The organism is Epilithonimonas mollis, assembly GCF_900142325.1.
GTDB lineage: Bacteria > Bacteroidota > Bacteroidia > Flavobacteriales > Weeksellaceae > Epilithonimonas > Epilithonimonas mollis.
In genome coordinates this window covers 571,519-588,350 of record NZ_FRAM01000002.1, presented here as the reverse complement: position 1 = coordinate 588,350, position 16,832 = coordinate 571,519, and the positions used below count along the sequence as shown (strand labels likewise).

General features: G+C 37.5%; 11 protein-coding genes and 1 tRNA gene. 6 read left to right on the top strand and 6 right to left on the bottom strand.

Features of this window, described 5'->3' with window-relative positions; genetic code table 11:
- The first annotated feature begins 140 nt into the window (after positions 1 to 140).
- Both BUA97_RS10205 and BUA97_RS10200 read left to right on the top strand, forming a co-directional pair.
- Complete coding sequence (locus BUA97_RS10205; protein WP_245795879.1) at positions 141 to 2,045, top strand: LTA synthase family protein; 1,905 nt, start codon at positions 141 to 143, stop codon at positions 2,043 to 2,045.
- 175 nt (positions 2,046 to 2,220) lie between these two features.
- Positions 2,221 to 3,003, top strand: a complete 783-nt coding sequence (locus BUA97_RS10200) for a phosphatase PAP2 family protein (protein ID WP_072997731.1) — start codon at positions 2,221 to 2,223, stop codon at positions 3,001 to 3,003.
- Between the two features lie 100 nt (positions 3,004 to 3,103).
- On the opposite strand, the gene BUA97_RS10195 is transcribed toward BUA97_RS10200, so the two are convergent.
- Positions 3,104 to 3,174, bottom strand: a tRNA-Cys gene (locus BUA97_RS10195).
- Positions 3,175 to 3,483: 309 nt separating this feature from the next.
- Here BUA97_RS10195 and ribB point away from each other — a divergent pair.
- Positions 3,484 to 4,605, top strand: coding sequence for a 3,4-dihydroxy-2-butanone-4-phosphate synthase (gene ribB, locus BUA97_RS10190; RefSeq protein ID WP_072997730.1), 1,122 nt, complete (start codon positions 3,484 to 3,486; stop codon positions 4,603 to 4,605).
- A gap of 138 nt (positions 4,606 to 4,743) precedes the next feature.
- Here ribB and BUA97_RS10185 read toward each other — a convergent pair whose 3' ends face one another.
- The 4 genes from BUA97_RS10185 to queA form a co-directional block, all read right to left on the bottom strand.
- Complete coding sequence (locus tag BUA97_RS10185) at positions 4,744 to 6,681, bottom strand: M1 family aminopeptidase (RefSeq protein WP_072997729.1); 1,938 nt, start codon at positions 6,679 to 6,681, stop codon at positions 4,744 to 4,746.
- A 298-nt stretch (positions 6,682 to 6,979) separates the two neighbouring features.
- Positions 6,980 to 7,249: a hypothetical protein gene (locus BUA97_RS10180; protein WP_072997728.1), complete on the bottom strand. Its 270-nt coding sequence runs from the start codon at positions 7,247 to 7,249 to the stop codon at positions 6,980 to 6,982.
- A gap of 19 nt (positions 7,250 to 7,268) precedes the next feature.
- Positions 7,269 to 8,150 carry an SDR family oxidoreductase gene (locus BUA97_RS10175; RefSeq protein WP_072997727.1) on the bottom strand — a complete coding sequence of 294 codons (882 nt, stop codon included), beginning with the start codon at positions 8,148 to 8,150 and terminating at the stop codon, positions 7,269 to 7,271.
- Between the two features lie 187 nt (positions 8,151 to 8,337).
- On the bottom strand, positions 8,338 to 9,387 hold the full coding sequence (queA, locus tag BUA97_RS10170) for a tRNA preQ1(34) S-adenosylmethionine ribosyltransferase-isomerase QueA (protein ID WP_072997726.1): 1,050 nt from the start codon (positions 9,385 to 9,387) through the stop codon (positions 8,338 to 8,340).
- Positions 9,388 to 9,624: 237 nt separating this feature from the next.
- Between queA and BUA97_RS10165 the strand changes: the two genes are divergently transcribed.
- Complete coding sequence (locus tag BUA97_RS10165; RefSeq protein WP_072997725.1) at positions 9,625 to 11,439, top strand: DUF349 domain-containing protein; 1,815 nt, start codon at positions 9,625 to 9,627, stop codon at positions 11,437 to 11,439.
- Positions 11,440 to 11,494: 55 nt separating this feature from the next.
- On the opposite strand, the gene BUA97_RS10160 is transcribed toward BUA97_RS10165, so the two are convergent.
- Positions 11,495 to 12,826: a dihydroorotase gene (locus BUA97_RS10160; RefSeq protein ID WP_072997724.1), complete on the bottom strand. Its 1,332-nt coding sequence runs from the start codon at positions 12,824 to 12,826 to the stop codon at positions 11,495 to 11,497.
- A 174-nt stretch (positions 12,827 to 13,000) separates the two neighbouring features.
- Here BUA97_RS10160 and BUA97_RS10155 point away from each other — a divergent pair, with 174 nt between their 5' ends.
- Entirely contained in the window at positions 13,001 to 15,298 is a 2,298-nt protein-coding gene (locus BUA97_RS10155) for a GH92 family glycosyl hydrolase (RefSeq protein WP_072998580.1), read from the top strand.
- Positions 15,299 to 15,354: 56 nt separating this feature from the next.
- The gene (locus tag BUA97_RS10150) at positions 15,355 to 16,806 is read left to right on the top strand and encodes a lipopolysaccharide biosynthesis protein (protein ID WP_072997723.1); all 1,452 of its coding nucleotides are present in this window, start codon (positions 15,355 to 15,357) and stop codon (positions 16,804 to 16,806) included.
- Positions 16,807 to 16,832 lie beyond the last annotated feature (26 nt).

Sequence of the window (16,832 nt, the reverse complement as noted above, 5' to 3'; positions counted from 1 at the left end):
AAATTCTAAATTTATTCGAATTGAATTATTATTTTACAGTCTCAAAATATGTGTAATCAATGAATCAAAAAAGTGAGACTTTAAAGCCTTTTCACAAAATTTTCAACAGTAGATTTTCTGTCTTTTTCTCAATTTTAAGCTTGTACATCCTATTTTCGGGGATTATCAGACTTGCATTCCTGATATGGTCATCCAAGAATTTAGATTTTAACATGATCAATATTCTGCGGGCTTTTTTCACCGGTTTCTGTTACGATTTTGCGGTAGGAACATTATTTTTACTCTTATATTCTGTCTATCTTTTACTGCTTCCCAAACGATGGATCGGTTCCAAATTTGATAAGGTTTTCACCTATGTTTATTTGGGAATCGTCCTGTTAATAATCTATTTCAGTCTTCTGGCCGAGATTCCTTTTTGGGATGAGTTTGGCGTGCGATTTAACTTTATTGCAGTTGATTACCTGATCTACACTTACGAAGTTTTCTCTAATATCAATGAGTCTTATCCTTTACCACTCATTATTTTCATATTGGCCGCATTGATTGTTGTGACATTTCTAATTCTTCACAAAAGAAAAATTTTCCAAAAGACTTTTTCAGACAAAAGGCCGATTTCAAAACGTCTGGTTTTTTTCTCAATATTGGTTTTTCCTGCTGTGGCACTAAGTATAATTTTGAAAAACAAGCAGGCGGACTTTACAAATAATTTGGTGATTAATGAATTGGGCAAAAACGGTACATTCTCATTCTTTACTGCTTTCAAATCCAATCAATTAGATTACGAAACTTTTTATCCGAAAATTGATGATAAAAAAGCTTATTCAGTTTTAAAAAAGCATCTTTTACAAAACAATCAATCTTATGTTTCCAACAAATGGGACGATATCTCAAGAGCTACAAAAGCAGAGAACGAACAACATCCGAATGTTATTCTGATTGCCATAGAAAGTTTCAGCGCCGATTTTCTGAAAGCATTTGGAAACAAGGACAATCTCACTCCGAATTACGATAAACTGGCTGAGGAAAGCATTTTCTTTACCAACCTGTATGCAACAGGAACGAGAACAGTCCGTGGGATGGAAGCTTTGACCCTTTCCGTTCCGCCAACTCCGGGAAACAGTATTGTGAGGAGACCTGATAATCAGAATCTTTTTTCTGTAGCTACGATTTTTCTAAAGAAAAATTACCAGCCTTATTTTATTTACGGGGGCGACGGTTATTTTGACAATATGAATAATTTTTTCGGTGGACAAGGATTTAATATTGTGGACAGAAACCGTGGAAATCCTTTGTCAGACGAAATCAAAACCCAGCGATTAAACATTCCGGATGACGAAGTAAGTTTTGAAAATGCCTGGGGGATCTGTGATGAAGACCTTTACAAACAATCCATCAAATATGCGGATAAAAGCAGCAAACTGAATAAACCTTTTTTCCAGTTTGTGATGACCACTTCCAATCATAAACCTTATACTTTCCCGACCGGAAGAATCGACCTTCCGCAAGGTGACAGAAATGCTGCTGTAAAATATACCGATTATGCCCTGGGCAAATTTTTAGCTGATGCGAAAGCAAAACCCTGGTTTAAAAATACTGTTTTCGTCATCGTTGCAGATCATTGTGCGAGCAGCGCCGGAAAATGGGAAATCAACATTGACAAACATCACATTCCTGCGATCATTTATAACCTTCCTCAGACGGCAGAGAAAATTGACCGCCTGACTTCGCAGATCGATCTGATGCCGACATTATTCGGTTATCTTGGATGGAATTATACAACTAGCTTGTACGGGAAAGACATCCATCAGACAAAACCCGGAGAAGAACGTGCTTTTATCGGAAATTACAGAACTTTGGGGATGCTGAAAGGTAATACTTTCACACAAATCGATGACCGGAAAAAAGTAAAGCAATTCGCTGTAAAAGATTCGGATAAGTCTTTGAATGAAATCAAATCCAAAAACCAGCAATTGGTTTCCGAGACTATTTCTTATTATCAGACCGCCAGTGAACGATTCAAAAATGGTAAGATGAAGGCAAAATAGTCTTCTTCAAAATATCTTCTAAATCAGGTTGCACCTTTGTCAAGTAAAATTGATGTGTAACCTTTTTTATTATCAAAAATGATTGTTGAAATTATTGGTTATTTTTCGAAAAATCATCTTCCATATATACAAAACACCAAATTTGAAAGTTAATTTTTTAATTCAAATTTTTCTTATGAAATCCTTTCTCCCAACCTTACTAATGATTTTATTTTCTCAGAATCTGTTTGCCCAAGATAGTTTATCTTTAAAAAACAATTTTACAGATAGTATTTCTACTCTTGGATTACAACTGGATAACACACATCAGTTCAGTTATAAAAAACTAATTGTTCCTGCAGTTTTTATAAGCTATGGTGTGGCGACCTTAAAAATCGCCCCATTAAAACAGCTGAATTTTTCAACAAGAACCGAAATCAACGAACACAAACCCGATCATATTCGTCTCGATAATTATATGCAGTTTGTGCCGGCAGCTTTGGTTTATAGCCTCAATGCTTTCGGCGTGCCCGGCAAACATAACTTCCGAGACCGAAGTATTATTTACGGAACATCTTTATTGCTCGCCTCTGCGGTTGTATTGCCTGCAAAACATCTGGTGAAAGAAGAAAGACCCGACCAATCGAACCGGCTGTCATTTCCTTCCGGACATACAGCGTTTGCTTTTGCATCTGCGCAGTTGATGTACAGAGAATATAAAGACACCAATTTTTGGTTGGGAATCTCCGGCTATTCGCTTGCAATTTTCACAGGCGTTTACCGGATGCTGAATGACAAGCACTGGTTCAGCGATGTGGTTGCCGGTGCAGGAATCGGAATTTTGTCGACAGAAGCCGCTTATTGGCTTTATCCCAAAATCGATCATTTTTTATCCGGAAAAAACAAAAATTATTCAGCGATGATCATGCCTTTCTACCAGAACAAAACAGCGGGAATCGGGCTGGTGAAAAATTTCTAAGCCATCAGTATGTTGCTCCGTTAGTTTTTCACTTTTCTTTCAGCATTTAAAAACAAAAACCCTAAAACATTATTAATAAATGAATTAGGGTTTACCAGTGAGGTGCCTAGCGGATTCGAACCGCTGTGGGTGGTGTTGCAGACCACTGCCTAGCCGCTCGGCCAAAGCACCGTTTTCTTGGATTGCAAATTTAGTGTTTTTTTTCAAATTTCAAATTTTATCTTCTCTTTTATTTAATTTTTTTAACATACTCTGAGAAAACATCTCCGGCGAATTGCACCTAGCCCTGATGGTAGCGGTTACCCCGCAGCTGATCCGGATAGCTGCAGGCCCGAAGTGCTGGCAGGCGGCTGTGCGAGGAGTATGAGCGGACAGCAGGTTCCCGGCTCCTGACAATATATATTTTACATATTTTTAATTGATGTTTACAATGTTTATTTAGGTTCTAAATAAGTATCTTTGCAAAAATTTTTACAAATAATGGATAAATTCCAACTTAATACGATAGAAGAAGCGCTGGAAGACCTGAAGAGCGGTAAAATGGTCATTGTGGTGGATGACGAAGACCGTGAAAACGAGGGCGATCTTTTAGCCGCCGCCGAACTGACAACGATGGAAATTGTTAACTTCATGACCATCCATGCGAGAGGTCTGATCTGTATGCCACTGACGGAGAAAAGATGCGACGAGTTGGAACTCCATTCGATGGTTGCTAACTCTACGGATCCGAAGGAAACGGCTTTTACCATTTCTGTAGACTTATTGGGAAAAGGTGCAACGACAGGAATCTCTGCAAGTGACCGAGCAAAAACCATTCAGGCGATCATGGATGAAGGGACAAAGCCCGGCGATCTGATGAGACCCGGTCACATCTTTCCATTGCGGGCAAAAGAAGGTGGTGTCCTGAAAAGAGCCGGACATACGGAAGCGGCGATAGACCTGACAAGACTTGCCGGACTGAAGGAAGGTGGCGTCATCTGCGAAATCCTGAATGATGACGGGACAATGGCGCGACTGCCGGATCTTCTGAAATTCGGGGAAAAACATGATCTTAAAGTTATTTCTATTGAAGATCTTATCCACTACAGGCTGAGACAAGGCGGCCTTGTGAAAAGAATTGAAGAACGTGATATCAAAACGCATTTTGGAGATTTCAGGTTCTATGTTTTTGAAGAGAAACCTACTGAACAAATTCATTATGCTTTGACAAAAGGAACCTGGAGCGCAGAGGAATCTGTTCTCGTAAGGGTTCAGTCTTCGGGGACTTATTTTGATGTTTTCAGCAGATTGTCTAATGGTGAACATCCATTGATGCAACAGGTTACAGATCTTATCAATAAAGAAGGGAAAGGTGCTGTGGTGTTTATCAATAATGTTTCCAATAAAGAGAATACACTGAGCAGAATTCAGCATTTTTTGAATTACCAGGACGGAACGAAAGAACAGCCTACAATTGCTCCGAATTTCCGAGATTACGGCATCGGAACTCAGATCCTGAAAGACCTTGGTATCAATAAGTTTAAAGTCATTACTCAGAATCCTAATGTCAAGCCGATCCTTTCCGGGTATGATGTAGAGGTAACAGAAATGGTTGCTTTATAGTCTTTGAGAGAATAGACGGATAGAAAAAGCATTTTGAGATTTTATCTTCTCATAAAAATAAAAAACAGCGCTCTGATTGGAGCGCTATTTTATTATCAGAATGATGAATGTCTATCATCTATCTGTTATTTATAAGTTTTATTTCGCCGGCCAAGCATTATTATTAGGATTAATATCCGGCACAATCGATAGCGGATCAAGCTTTACATTGGTTACTTCTTTTGCAGAATCTAACTGGAAAGTCCATTCCGTATTACGCTTCCAAACCTCAACCGGTAATTTGACAGTTTCCGTAGTTCCGTCTTTGAAAGTGACCAAAACTGTTGTCGGCATTGGTAATTGCCCGACATTTTCCACTGTGATCTGTGTTCCGTTTTTAAAATCGCCATTCAAGGGTTTTACCGCTTTTACTGCTTGGTCTACTTTCCATTTGTTCATAAACCAGCCTTTCCAGAACCAGTTCAGTTCTTCGCCTGACACATTTTCCATCGTGTGGAAGAAATCCCAAGGCGTCGGATGTTTGAACGCCCATCTGTGAACATAGGTTTTAAAAGCTTTGTCAAACTTTTCAGGTCCCAAGATTGTTTCTCTGAGCACACCTAATCCCAATCCCGGTTTATAATAAGCTAAAATACCAATATTTCTTTCTTTCATATTATCCGGACCAACCATCACCGGTTCAAGAGAGTCATTAAAAATAAAGCCCGCCATCTGTGCTACATTAGAAGGCTGTTTATATTCGCCCTTATTGAATTCTTTTGTTGATATAGAGTTGATAAATGTATTGAAGCCCTCATCCATCCAGGCAAATAATCTTTCGTTGGAGCCTACAATCATCGGGAACCAGGTATGTCCAAATTCGTGATCTGTAACGCCCCAAAGGTCAGCGCCCATAGAATTCATATGACAAAAAACAATCCCGGGATATTCCATTCCGCCTTCATTCCCGGCAACATTGGTCGCTGCCGGATATGGATACTCAAACCATTTTCCAGAGTAATGTTCAATAGAAGCTTTTGTATATTCAGTTGAGCGTCCCCAAGCCTTGTCGCCAGCGCTCTCTACAGGATAAGCCGAGATGGCCAATGATTTTTTCCCACTTGAAAGATTGATTCTCGCTGCATCGATAATGAATGCCGATGATGAAGCCCAGGCAAAATCCCTCGCTTTTTCTATTTTGAATTTCCACGTTTTAGTTCCTGAATTACTTCCTTTTCCTAATTCTGATTCCGGATGAATCACAACTGTTTTCTCACTGTTTCTTGCAGCGTTCCAACGGCTGATTTCCTCTTTGGAATAAACTTCTTTTTCGTTCAACAGTTCTCCTGAAGCCACAACATAATGATTAGCCGGAACAGTAATATTCGCAGATAAAGTTCCGTATTCTAAATAGAATTCCGAAGCGCCCAGATAAGGAAGCGTATTCCAACCCATTACATCATCATACACACACATTCTCGGATACCATTGTGCCACAGTAAAGATTTTTCCGTTCTTGGTATCTTCCACTCCCATTCTGTCTGAACCGTATTTTGGAGACAAGAAAGAATATTCGATTTTTAATTTTGCAACACCGCCGTTCGCTTTCAAATCGCCTGGAAGGTCGATCTGCATTCTGGTGTCTGTGATGGTATATTTTACCTCTTTCCCGTCATATTTCACAGACTTTATTTTGTAGCCACCATCAAAACTTTCTCCTTTCGCACCATTTCTACTTCCGGAAAGCGGAATAATAGCATTACCTCTCGAATCTTTTGCAAAAAGATTCTGATCCAGCTGCAACCAAAGGAAAGTTAATTGGTCTGGGCTATTATTAGTGTAAGTGATTTCCGCTGAACCTGTGATTTCATTTTTCGATTCATCAAGGCTGACATTCAGTTGATAATCTGCCGAGTTCTGCCAATATTTGTGACCTGGCTGTCCGCTTGCAGAACGGGTTTCGGTTCCGGTCTGAGGATAGAAAAACGGTTTGAAAGCTTCTGTGTAATCATATTTTGGAGATTCCTGAGCATAAGAATTGCCGACAAAAGCAAATATCGCTACAGCAGAAATTAAATTAGGGAGTTTGAATTTCATTGATGGGAGATTTATTTGTTAAATAAAATTAGTCAAAAAAAACTGATGCTTGTTACAATGATAATTTAATAGCAAAAAAGTACGCGTACTTTTCCATTAAGAGTATGCGTATTTTTTTAGACACGTTAAATAATAACTTATAATTTAGATCAATTTAATGGCCTTTTCGTATATAATTTTTTCACCATTAATATTATAATACTGTTCCGGTATTGGTGAAATGTCAAAATGCTCTTCATGCTCAATGATAAATTTATAAAATCCCGGTTTTTCATAATCAATCTCGAACAATTCATTTTCAGTCTGAATAATAAACCGTATCAATCTTTCTTACGACTTTTTGTTTTTTTGTAATTATTCTAATAATAGAATTCCATTCTATAAATCTTCTGGAGTCTTTTATTTTAACATAAAAACCATCGTATCTATAATCAAAATCCCCATTAAATGCCGCCAGTTTCTCTACATAAGTACTGGCATCGCCAATGCTTTTATTTTTCTTATCCCAAATGTAAGTAATTACAAAAATAAAAATTGCAGAAATAGAATAAAAAAGAAGGTATGCCATACGCTTTCTCTGAAAAAAACTAATTCGATTTCTTAGCCTTAATCATCATTTCCAGCATATCCCACATCTCTTGCGGAACTTCCTCCAGCATATTGAATTCGCCAGCTCCCTGTAGCCATTCTCCACCATCAATGGTCACCACTTCACCATTCACGAACGATGAAAAATCTGAAACCAGATAAGCCGCAAGATTCGCCAGTTCCTGATGCTCACCTACTCTTTTAAGCGGATTCTTCTTTGCTAAATCAAATTTATCTTTCATATCGCCAGGTAATAATCTGTCCCAAGCACCTTTGGTTGGAAAAGGTCCCGGCGCAATCGCATTGAAACGAATGTTATATTTCCCCCATTCCACAGCCAGACTTCTCGTCATCGCCAAAACGCCTGCTTTAGCACAAGCCGATGGCACAACATAAGCCGAACCAGTCCAGGCATAAGTGGTGACAATATTCAGAACCGTTCCTGGAGTTTTGTTATCAATCCAATATTTCCCGATGGAAAGAGTGCAGTTCTTAGTTCCTTTCAATACGATATCTAAAATAGAATCAAAAGCAGAGTGTGTCAACCGTTCTGTTGGCGAAATGAAATTTCCGGCAGCATTGTTCAAAAGAATATCGATTCTCCCAAACTCCTTCAAAGCAGCTTCTTTCATTGCCTCTACTTCGTCCCAATTTCGTACGTCACAAGCTATGCAAAGCACTTTTCCGCCCGTTTCATCTTCCAGTTCTTTTGCTGTTCCCTGCAGTTTTTCTAAGTTTCTGGAAGTGATAACGACTTTTGCTCCGAGTTGAAGAAAATACTTGGTCATTGCTTTCCCAAGCCCGCTTCCGCCACCTGTAACGATGGCTACTTTATCTTTGAGTGCGTCTTCGCGCAACATTGGTTGTTTATATAAGCTCATATTGAATAATTAAAATATTTGAGTCTTTGTAAATTTAGAGTTTTCTTTCAATTTGAAAATAACAAAAATTATGCACCAAATATGAACCTTAGAAATATCGAATCCTTTGGAATTAAGAAAATCATTTAATTAATAAAAAAGCCGCATGTAAATTCTTACAAGCGGCTTTTATATTAAATCTAAAATCTTAAAGGATCAGCATGGCGTCGCCGTAAGAATAGAATTTATAACCTTCTTTGATGGCTTCTTCATAAGCTCTCATAACAAAATCTTTGTTTGCAAACGCCGCAATCATCATGATCAATGTAGACTTCGGCGTGTGAAAATTGGTGATCATTGCGTTGGCAACACCAAAATCATGAGGCGGATAAATGAACTTATTCGTCCATCCTCTGTATGCCGAGATTTTTTTGTTAGAAGAAACAGACGTTTCCAACGCTCTCATTGTAGTTGTACCAACAGCACATACTCTACGTCCTTCTTCCACAGCTCTGTTGATGATCTCTGCATTTTTTTCATCGATGATGGCTTCCTCGGATTCCATTTTGTGTTTGGAAAGATCTTCAACTTCGATCGGATTAAAAGTTCCGAGTCCGACATGAAGGGTGATCTCTGCAAAATCAATTCCTTTGATTTCCAGTCTCTTCATCAGATGCTTTGAAAAGTGAAGACCGGCAGTCGGAGCTGCAACAGCACCTTCCACTTTGGCATAGATCGTTTGATATCTTTCCGCATCTTCCGGCTCAACTTCTCTTTTGATGTATTTCGGAAGTGGCGTTTCACCAAGTTCTGTCAATTTTGCACGGAACTCTTCGTAAGAACCGTCGAATAGGAATCTAAGCGTTCTACCTCTGGATGTTGTATTGTCGATCACTTCTGCAACCAAAGATTCGTCTTCTGTGAAGAATAACTTGTTACCGATTCTTATTTTTCTCGCAGGATCTACAAGCACATCCCACACGCGGGTTTCCGCATCAAGTTCTCTCAAAAGGAAAACCTCGATTTTTGCGCCTGTTTTTTCTTTGTTCCCGAATAATCTTGCAGGAAAAACTTTTGTATTATTAAAAATAAAAAGGTCTTTTTCATCAAAATAATCAATGACATCTTTGAAAAGACGATGCGTGATGGTTTCTGTTTTTCTGTCAAGAACCATTAATCTTGCTTCATCTCGGTTTTCTGACGGGTGTTCTGCCAATAATTCTGCTGGCAAATCGAAATTAAAATCAGATGTTTTCATAAAATTTACGGATTTTATTGTTTAGAACAGGCTTTGCCTGATGTTAAATTTTTTGGAGGTGCAAAGATACGATATGAAAAAGCCTTTGTCAAGTAATATCGGATTTTAATTTGCAGCAATTTTAAAAGAAAATATTTAAGATTTTTCAGAAAATTTATAATTGATATTTGGTTTTTTCTTTGAAAAACAACTAATTTAGTGCATTTAAAAGTCTTTTGTCAATTAATTCGCTTTGCTATGAGTATCGAAAATGGAAATCCTGAGAATGAAAATTTGAATTCAGAAATTAATTCCACTGAAAATCAGTCAGTAGAAGATAATGTGACGGATCAACCTTCTGAAACACAAACAGAATCTGAACCTCAACAGGTGGAAGTTGCTGAAGAAGATTTTTCTCAGTTCTCTCTACAGGAAACTCTGGACGAAATGGAAAAAATCGTGAATAGAAACGATGCTCCGGCAGACTCCTATCGTTTTAGCAGACTTCGTGATCATGCCAGTCATAAAATAACAGACGAAACAGAAGATAAAAAACACGAGTATCTGGAACAGGGAAATCCGGAAGAGCATTTTGACGCTCATCATCCGCAGGCTTCAAAGTTATCCGCCCTTGTTCATATCTTTCGTGAAAAGCAGGACAAGTTCCACAAGCAACAGGAAGCCGAACATCAAGACAACTTGCAGGAAAGACTGGGCATCATTGAAAGACTGAAAAACCTTTATACCAATTCTGAACCGGGCGTTAACCTTTTCAAGTCGATCAGAGAAATCAAAGAAGCATGGGGAAATGCCGGCCAGGTCGCAAAATCCGAGTTTAAGAACCTTAACAACAATTATTTTCATCATTTGAAAATGTTCAATGAAATGCTGGATCTGAACAAGGAATATCTGGAACAGGAGTTTGCGCATAATCTGGAAAAAAGACAGCACATCATCCAGAGAGCAAAAGAACTTCTGGACGAGAATGTGGTGCAAAAAGCACTGAATGAGCTGCAATATCTCCATAAGCTCTGGAAAGAAGAAGCAGAACCGGTTGCAGAAGAATTCCGGGAAAAAACGTGGGAAGAGTTTAAAGAAATCTCTAACAAAATTCATGAAAGAAAGTCTGAACTGATTGCTGTTATCGAGTCTGAGCACCAGGAAAATCTTGAGAAAAAAAATAAAATCATAGAAGAACTAAAAACGCTTTCATCCCCTCAAAATATTAATCATAATTACTGGCAGCAAGCCATAAAAAGGGTTGAAGAGCTAAGGAGTGACTTCTTAAAATTAGGCGCAGTCCCGAAAAAAATCTCTAATCAGAACTGGACGGATTTCAAACAGTCTCTTCGCGATTTTAACTCAGCAAAGAATGATTTTTATAAAAACCTGAAAGGTTCTCAGATACAGAATCTAGAAGAAAAACTTGCGCTTATAAAAACAGCTCAGGATAATATGAATTCAGAAGATTGGGACATCGTGGTTCCTCTTTTCAAAAAGCTTCAGGAAGACTGGAAAAAAATCGGTCATGTTCCTAGAAGTCAAGCCAATAAAGTCTGGGACGACTTTCGTGAAGCCTGCAATACGTTCTTTAAAAACTACAGAGAAAAAAACAATGCAAGCGGCGACAACTGGAAGGAAAACTACAAGAGTAAAAAAGCACTTCTGGAAGAACTGAAAGCCCTAACGGATGAAGAAGGTTCTGTTGAAAAAATTGAAAATATAAAAAATAACTGGAACGCCATCGGAAAAGTTCCAAAGGATAAATTGTCCATTAATACAGAATTCAATAAGGCTTTAAGAGAGAAATTAAAACTTAATAAGATCAATGAATTTGATCTGAAAGAGGAAAATCTAACTGAAAGTCAGCTGACCGATAAAGCTAGAAAAATAAAAAATCAGATAACCGATCTGGAAGCGGAAATTGTACAACTGGAAAACAATCTCGCTTTTTTCAACTCACCAAACAGAGACAACCCTCTTTTGAAAGATACCTATGATAAACTTGACAGCAAGAAACAGCAATTGGAAAGCCTGAAAGTTTCGCTTCATAACATTATCGCAGGAGAATAAAAAATAAAGAAGTCAAAATAAAAAAGAGACAATCCAATAACGATTGTCTCTCTTTTTAAATTTCAAATAAAAGCCGCTCTCCGAATTGTTCTTCATTGATTTTTCCATTCTCATAAGCCAGATTTCCATTCACGAAAGTGTGAGTGACTTTGGAATGAAATTCAGTTCCTTCCAGCGGACTCCAACCACATTTGTACAGAATATTTTCTTTTTCGACTATCCATTTTTCATTTAAGTCAACCAAAACCAAATCCGCTTTATAACCTTCTCTGATAAAACCTCTCTTTTCAATTCTGAATAAAATTGCAGGATTGTGACACATTTTCTCAGCGATTCTTTCGAGGGAAATTTTTCCGTTTTTATAATTTTCCAACATCACCACCAAAGAATGCTGAACCAAAGGCGCTCCGGAAGGACATTTGGTGTAAACATTCTGTTTTTCTTCCCATGTGTGAGGTGCATGATCGGTCGCAATTACATCGATTCGGTCATCCAAAAGCGCTTCCCAAAGTGCGTCTCTGTCTTTCTGCGTTTTTACGGCAGGATTCCACTTGATTAATGCGCCTTTTGTGTCGTAATCTTCGTTGGTAAAAGTAAGGTGATGAACACAAACTTCTGCCGTTATTTTTTTATCTTTTAATGGAATATCGTTTCTAAAAAGTTCCATTTCTTTAGCTGTCGATAAGTGAAAAACGTGAAGTCTTGCTCCTGTTTTCTTAGCCAGTTCAATAGCTTTTGAAGACGATTTATAACAAGCTTCCTCACTTCTGATTAAATGATGGAATTTCACCGGAATATCTTCGCCGTACTCATCCAGATATTTTTGAGTATTGGCTCGAATCGTTGCTTCATCTTCGCAATGAACGGCAATCAGCATTTTGGTATTGCTGAAAATATTTTCTAAAGTTTCAGGATTATCGACGAGCATATTTCCTGTTGATGAACCTAAAAACAATTTGATTCCCGGAACATTTCTCGGGTTGGTCTTTAAAATTTCTTCGAGATTATCATTCGTTCCGCCCATCATAAAACCATAATTGGCGAAAGATTTTTGAGAAGCAATTTCATATTTATCTGCTAACAATTCCTGAGTTACCGCATTCGGAACTGTATTCGGCTGTTCGATAAAACTTGTCGTTCCACCTGCGATTGCAGAACGGGATTCTGTTTCAATGTCGCCTTTCCACGTCAAACCCGGCTCACGGAAATGCACCTGATCATCAATCACTCCAGGCAACAGATATTTTCCTGAGGCATCAATTATTTGATCTGCTTCTTCAGAAATTTGGGATTCAATTTTAGAAATCAAATCGTTTTCTATGAGAATATCGTTTTGAATAATTTTCCCTTCGTTGACGATCTGGGCATTTTTGATCAGGATTTTCATTTTACTTTTTTAGATAGAAACAAAATTAAGTTTTTGAAATTATAAACCACAAAAGTCTCAAAAGAAAATACCGTCAATAAATCAATGAATCGATTTTAATTTTAATAAGATTTAATTTATAAAACTTTTGTGCCTTTTACGGTTTTAACTAAATTGCTTCAAAATCCCAAAAGAATGATTCTAAGAAAATTCATTTTAATTCTGCCCGTCCTATTAGCTTCAATTTTATGTTCTCAGAAATTAGAAAACTTAGTCAATTTTGTTAATCCAATCATTGGAACTGAAAAAATGGGACACACATTTCCTGGCGCAACTGTTCCATTTGGAGCCGTTCAGCTAAGTCCCGAGACCGATACTTTATCTTATGAAGTCAAAGGAAAATACAATCCTGATGTTTATAAATATTGCGCCGGTTACCGCTATGAAGACAAAACGATTGTCGGATTTTCGCACACGCATTTTAGCGGAACCGGACATTCAGATTTGGGCGATTTTCTGATAATGCCAACGGTTGGAAAATTGAAATTGAATCCCGGAACTGCGCAAAATCCAGAAAGTGGATTCCGTTCCAGATTTTCTCATCAGAATGAAAAAGCAGAAGCGGGCTATTACAAAGTGAAACTCGATGATTCTAATATTTTAGCGGAGCTTACTGCAACAACGAGAGTTGGATTTCATCAATACACCTTTCCAAAATCTAATGATGCGCATATTATTTTGGATTTGATGTCCGGAATTTACAATTACGACGACAAGAATGTCTGGACTTATGTCAGAATAGAAAATGACCACAGAATCACGGGTTACAGACAAACCAATGGCTGGGCAAGAACCAGAACAGTTTATTTCGCAATGGAATTTTCTAAACCCTTCAAATCTTATGGTCAGAAAAATTTTGATTCGAAACAAGCTTACCGAGGTTTTTGGAGAAAATGGAATCAGGATGAGAATTTCCCGGAAATTGCAGGCAAGAAAATCATAATGCATTTTGATTTTGATACTCAGGCGAATGAGAAAATTCAAATAAAATTTGCGATTTCACCTGTGAGTCAAGCGAATGCTTTGGAAAATTTACAAAAAGAAACGCCGGATTGGAATTTTGAAACTATAAAAACTCAGGCTCAAAATGATTGGAATAATGAATTGCATAAAATCGTTGTCAATACTTTAAACGACGATGATAAAGTGAATTTTTACACGGCAATGTATCACACTTTTATCAATCCGACGACTTATATGGATATCAATGGTGAATATAAAGGTCTTGACCAAAATGTTCATCAGGCTAAAGATTTTACGAATTACACCACGTTTTCACTTTGGGACACTTACCGGGCTTTGCATCCGTTTTTCAACATCATTCAGCCAAAACGGAACAATGATATGGTAAAATCCATGTTGGCACATTATGACCAATTCAGTTTGAAAATGTTACCGGTTTGGTCGCACTATGCCAATGAAAATTGGTGTATGAGCGGTTATCATTCGGTTTCTTTGATTGCTGATGCGATCATTAAAAATACATTTAGAGGAAATCCAGAAGAAGCTTTGAAGGCTTGTATCGCCACTTCCAATAAAAGAAATTATGAAGGCATCGGCGAATATATCGACAAAGGTTACATCTCTGCGGAGAAAAACGGAACGTCGGTTTCCAACACTTTGGAATACGCATACGACGATTGGGCAATCGCACAAATCGCTAAAAAATTAGGCAAAACTGACATCTATAATGAATACCTGAAACGTTCCGAGAACTGGAAAAATGTCTTCGATAAATCAATTGGTTTTATGAGACCGAGATTGTCTGACGGCAATTTCAAAAAAGAATTTGATTTGCTGAGTACGCACGGACAAGGCTTTATTGAGGGTAATTCCTGGAATTACAGTTTCTTCGTTCCGCACAATCCGAATGGTTTAATGGATGCGATGGGCGGGAAAAAGAAATTTAGCGACAATCTTGACCAATTATTCACAATGCATTTGCCTGACGAATTCTTTGCGGATACTGAAGATATCACAAGAGAAGGAATTATCGGTGGTTATGTTCACGGGAACGAACCCGCGCATCACGTTGCTTATCTTTATAATTTTGCCGGACAACCTTGGAAAACTCAGGCTCAAATCCGAAAAATCCTGACAATGCAATACAAAGCAAAACCCGATGGATTGGGCGGAAATGATGATTGCGGACAAATGAGCGCGTGGTATATTTTCAGCAGTTTAGGATTCTATCCTGTCTCGCCGGGTTCTGATGAATATCAAATTGGAAGTCCAAGTGTTAAAAATGCCACTTTGAATCTGGAAATCGGAAAAATATTCGAAATCGAAGCTAAAAATCAGTCTGATAAAAATGTTTACATTGAAAAAATCGAACTGAACGGAAAAGCTATAAAAGATTTCACAATCAAACATCAGGATATTATGAATGGTGGAAAACTGACTTTTTATATGACTAACAAACCGAAGAAATAAAATTGAACTTTGACAGAATCCATTAATTTTGCAAAAATTTTCGAATCGAAATCAAAATGAAGAAACTTCTCGGACAAACCGCTCTTTATGGATTAACGACTGTGATTATCAGACTTTTCCCGTTCGTTATCAACCCAATTATAACTGCAACTTTTGGACCGACAGCCTATTCTCCTTTTGCCGATTTTTATTCTGTTGCAGGCGTTATTGCTGTGCTTCTGACCCACGGAATGGAAACGACTTTTTTCCGTTTTGCCTTGGACGAAAAAGATGACAGAAAGCTGATTTCGACTTCTTTTTTCAGTGTTTTGGTGGTGACTTTAATCTATTTATTTTTCACATTAATTTACAGACAGCCTTTAGCCATTGCTTTTAAAACACCAGATCAAGTAGATTTACTTGCAATTCTTACAGTGACTTTGGCTTTGGATGCTTTTTGCGCAATGCCTTTTGTAATGTTGAGAAAGAACGAGAGACCATTAAAATATGCTGGAATCAGAATCACGAATGGCATTGTTAATTTCCTTTTGGTCGTATTTTTCATCATCATTCTACCAAAATATCCAAATGGAATTTTCGGTTTAAAGTATAGTCCGGATTTTGGAATCGGATATGTTTTTGTTGCCAATCTTGTTGCAAGTTCTTTAACTTTTTTAATGTTGTCACAAGAACTTTTCATTGCAAGAATCAAATATTTTTCCTGGGAACTCTGGAAAAAAATGATCAAATATTCCTGGCCAATTACCATTGCAGGATTGGCAGGTATCATCAACGAAACCTTTGACAGGCAATTCCTTAAGTTTCTACTTCCAGAAGAAATCGGACGTCACCAATTGGGTGTTTACGGCGGCGTTGCAAAAGTTGTGACTTTTGTAATTCTGTTCAGACAAGCTTATTCATTAGGAATTGAACCTTTCTTTTTCAGCAATTCTAAAAAAGACAATGCCAAGGAAATGTATGTCAGACTGATGGATATTTTTATAGCGATCAATTGTATCATCGTTTTGTTTTTATCTGTAAATCTGGATTGGATTGCCAAAGTCTATATCAACAATCCTGAATATTATGAAGGCATTGGAATTTTACCTATTTTGTTTTTCGCAAGTTTATTTTTAGGAATCTATCTTAACCTTTCAATCTGGTATAAATTGACAGACAAAACCATAATTGGTGCTTATATTTCAGGAATTGGTGTTTTGATAACAATTCTGATCAACTTTTATTTTATCCCCCAGTACGGTTACTGGGCATCAACCTGGGCAACCATTGCCAGTTATTTTGCGATGATGGTAATATCATATATTTGGGGACAATATAAATATCCCGTTCCTTATCATATCGGAAAAAATCTGATTGTGATTTCGACCACTATATTGGCCTCATTATTATGTTATCAATATTTAAAAGAAAACATTTGGATAGGTAATCTTATATTTATACTTTTGGCAACCATTTTATTGATAAAGGAAAAAATAATCCCGGATAGAATCATTAATAAAATAAGGTGAAACAATTAAATAAATAAGACAACTAA